This is a genomic window from Pseudomonas sp. LAIL14HWK12:I7 (genome assembly GCF_000483465.1).
GTDB lineage: Bacteria > Pseudomonadota > Gammaproteobacteria > Pseudomonadales > Pseudomonadaceae > Aquipseudomonas > Aquipseudomonas kermanshahensis.
This window is the reverse complement of the sequence record NZ_AXYZ01000028.1, coordinates 1-3,027: the sequence shown is the minus strand read 5'-3', so window position 1 is coordinate 3,027 and position 3,027 is coordinate 1. Positions and strand designations below refer to the sequence as shown.

The following is a 3,027-nucleotide window of genomic DNA, read 5'->3' as shown; positions in this document are numbered from 1 at the left end:
TTTTCTTCCGGAGCCGAGTCGATCTTGTCGAACTCAACGACTGCCGAACCGAAAACTTCGGAGCAGACGCGAGTCAGAGCTGCGGTCAGAGTGGTTTTACCATGGTCAACGTGGCCGATAGTGCCAACGTTTACGTGTGGTAGGGAACGATCAAACTTTTCCTTAGCCATCGATACAATCCTCCGCAGAAGAAATAGTCTTACGCTGATAAAGCTGATAAAACAAAGGCAGATATTTTCATATCTGCCTTGTTTATATGGAGCTCTTGAGCGGACTTGAACCGCTGACCTCACCCTTACCAAGGGTGTGCTCTACCAACTGAGCTACAAGAGCGAAACACTTTGCGCAAAATCCAGCAAACTTGGAGCGGGTAGCGGGAATCGAACCCGCATCATCAGCTTGGAAGGCTGAGGTTCTACCACTAAACTATACCCGCGGAGCTTGCGGCTCTCGCTAAAACTGGTGGAGGGAGAAGGATTCGAACCTTCGAAGCTCTCGCAACGGATTTACAGTCCGTCCCCTTTGACCGCTCGGGAATCCCTCCAGATGTGGCCGGCATTCTATTTGTCTGCCGTCCTAGTGTCAAGCGTTTTTTCAAATTTTTTCAATCAAATCTGAAACTTAGCTGCTTTGACACCGCTTCCAGCTCTACCACCTCAGTGGTGTTCCCTGTGAAGCGGGCGCCATTCTATCAAGCTATTCGCCAGTTGCAATACCCTGGCAGAAAATAATTTTATGTTTTAAGTCTTTGAAATCGTTGGAAAGAGCGACGAGTACTGTTTGGTCCAGCAAACGCTCGCTTTCCGGGGAAATCTTGAGCCAGAGACCATCAGCGCCGGGTAACTGACCCGACACCGGCAACGCATTGATATCCAGGCTCAACAGCCGCTGGCGCAGTGCATCGAGCTGCTCTTTTGCCGCCAGGCCACCTACTACCAGGCATTCATCACGACGACGGGCCGGCGCGGACACACCGGTTTCACGCAACAGGCGAATTTCTTGCTGACTACCTTTGTACAACGACAGCGGGGCGACATCCTTGGCCTTGAGCGGGGCTTCCTGTTGGTGCCAGACGTAATAGAAGACGTTGAGCACCAGCAACAGCAGAAACAACCAACGCATAAGCACCTCAGTCCAGTGGGCAGGCCATTGCCAGGCCAACGAATACCAGGTCAGGGACTACGCGCGCCGTCGGTGCTGCTTCACGCACCAACGGCGCATCCCCACCGGTAAGGAACACCGTAAAATTCTCCCCCCACAGCGCCCGCGCCTGCTCAAGCTGAGTATGGGCAAAGCCCTGCAACATCAACACACAGCCACGCTCCACAGCCTCGACCGTCGAGCGGCCAGGGGCAAGGCTTGTCAGTGCGCGTACTGCCGAAGCATCGTCATAGCGGATGCGCCGAGTGTGCGTACGCAGCTGGCTGCGCATCAGCGGCATGCCCGGGCAGATGTAACCGCCCAGGTGCTCGCCATCGGCGGCAATGAAATCGGATTTGGCGGCGGTGCCAAGATCAATCACCAGACAAGCCCCCTTGGCCAGGTGGAATGCACCCAATGCTGCAAGCCAACGATCCATGCCCAGGCGCTGGTAGTCTTCATAACCATTGCGCACCCCTGCCATTTGCTGAGCAGGTTCGGCAACGCGCGCCACCACCGAGAACGCCTGGCGGATCAGCGCGCAGAGCGCCGCGGTTTCTTCTTCGCTGCGCACGCTGACGATACGGCAGCCAGACAAACGCAACGACGCCAACGCACTGACCTCGGCCACCAATGCCTGGTCGGAATCGACAATACCGCCGCCCACGATCGTAGCGTCGGCGGCGTGAATGACTCGCCATTTAATGAAGCTGTTACCGCAATCGAGCTCAAGAATCATCACGCAACCTCAAACTGAGCTCACCACCACTGAAGCTCTTTTCTACACCTTCGACTTCAAGGCGCAAACCGCCCTGCCCGTCCACCCCCAGCACCACCCCATCAATGCGGGTACTGCCAGCAACAAGCGATACGTTACGCCCCTGCCATAGATGCGCCTGCTCCCATTCTTCCTGGAATGCAGCAAACCCATAGCGGCGGTGACGCGCCAATTCATGCTGCAACTGCTGACTGAGCTTTGCCACCAGACGGTTTCGATCAATAGCGGTGCCAACTTCTCGCCGCATCGAGGTCCACTCCTGGTCGACCTGGTCGTTGGCTTGCATGTTCACATTGATACCTATTCCAAGCACAACGTGACACACGTCTGCAGGATCACCCACTAACTCAAGCAAGATACCGGTGATCTTCTGCCCACGAACAAGCACATCATTGGGCCATTTCAGCCCCACATCCTTTACTCCAAAGCCCTGCAGGGTCCGCATCACTGCCAACCCCACCACCAGGCTCAGCCCTTCGAGCTGACGCATGCCACCTTCGACACGCAGGACCAGACTGTAATAGAGGTTCTCTGCGAAAGGGCTGACCCATTGGCGACCGCGGCGGCCACGCCCAGCGCTTTGGCGCTCGGCAAGGACCAGGAATGGCGCCGGCTGCCCTTCGCTTGCAAGCCGAAGCCCTTCAGCATTGGTTGAATCGATGGTTTCGTGGATGAAAACAGGCCACTGCTCACCCTCGGCGAATTCATTGATCGCTTGTGATTCGAGCAGGGCGAGAGGTGCCGCCAGCTGGTAGCCACGCCCACGAACCTTGTGAATGGTGAGGTTCAGCTCACTCTCCAGGTGCTGCAGCTGCTTCCAAACGGCGCTGCGACTCACCCCGAGGGCTGCCCCCAAGGCTTCTCCGGAATGGAACCGGCCATCCTTGAGGAGATTCAACAACTTCAGCATGCCAGTCTCGACTTGGAATAAGGCTGGCATGATAGCTATGGGTAGTGGGCTTGCATAGGAAAAGGGCTGCCCGGAAAGACCGCAGGAAGGACTATTTTCGGCCAGAAAAGACAAAACCCCTACCTGCTCGCGCAGATAGGGGTTTTGCGAAATGAATCTTGACGATGACCTACTCTCACATGGGGAAACCCCACACTAC

4 protein-coding genes and 3 tRNA genes are annotated in these 3,027 nt (G+C 56.1%); all 7 read right to left on the bottom strand.

The window, feature by feature from the left end:
* The coding region (locus tag D886_RS27970) for a GTP-binding protein (protein WP_232888303.1) at window positions 1-170 on the bottom strand (170 nt) is incomplete at its 3' end.
* A gap of 87 nt (window positions 171-257) precedes the next feature.
* Window positions 258-333, bottom strand: a tRNA-Thr gene (locus tag D886_RS0119415).
* Between the two features lie 29 nt (window positions 334-362).
* Window positions 363-436 (bottom strand) — tRNA-Gly (locus tag D886_RS0119410).
* A gap of 24 nt (window positions 437-460) precedes the next feature.
* A tRNA-Tyr gene (locus tag D886_RS0119405) sits at window positions 461-544 on the bottom strand.
* A 152-nt stretch (window positions 545-696) separates the two neighbouring features.
* Window positions 697-1,122, bottom strand: a complete 426-nt coding sequence (locus D886_RS0119400) for a hypothetical protein (protein WP_027595484.1) — start codon at window positions 1,120-1,122, stop codon at window positions 697-699.
* 7 nt (window positions 1,123-1,129) lie between these two features.
* A complete protein-coding gene (locus tag D886_RS0119395) occupies window positions 1,130-1,879 on the bottom strand; it encodes a pantothenate kinase (protein WP_027595483.1) in 750 nt (249 codons plus the stop codon).
* Window positions 1,869-2,828, bottom strand: a complete 960-nt coding sequence (gene birA / locus D886_RS0119390) for a bifunctional biotin--[acetyl-CoA-carboxylase] ligase/biotin operon repressor BirA (protein ID WP_027595482.1) — start codon at window positions 2,826-2,828, stop codon at window positions 1,869-1,871. Before birA ends, D886_RS0119395 begins: the two co-directional genes overlap by 11 nt.
* Window positions 2,829-3,027 lie beyond the last annotated feature (199 nt).

Bases quoted from the DNA above. Each gene is read 5' to 3' on its own strand.
- D886_RS0119400 (WP_027595484.1), bottom strand. From the start codon at position 1,122: ATGCGTTGGTTGTTTCTGCTGTTGCTGGTGCTCAACGTCTTCTATTAC.
- D886_RS0119395 (WP_027595483.1), bottom strand. From the start codon at position 1,879: ATGATTCTTGAGCTCGATTGCGGTAACAGCTTCATTAAATGGCGAGTC.
- birA (WP_027595482.1), bottom strand. From the start codon at position 2,828: ATGCTGAAGTTGTTGAATCTCCTCAAGGATGGCCGGTTCCATTCCGGA.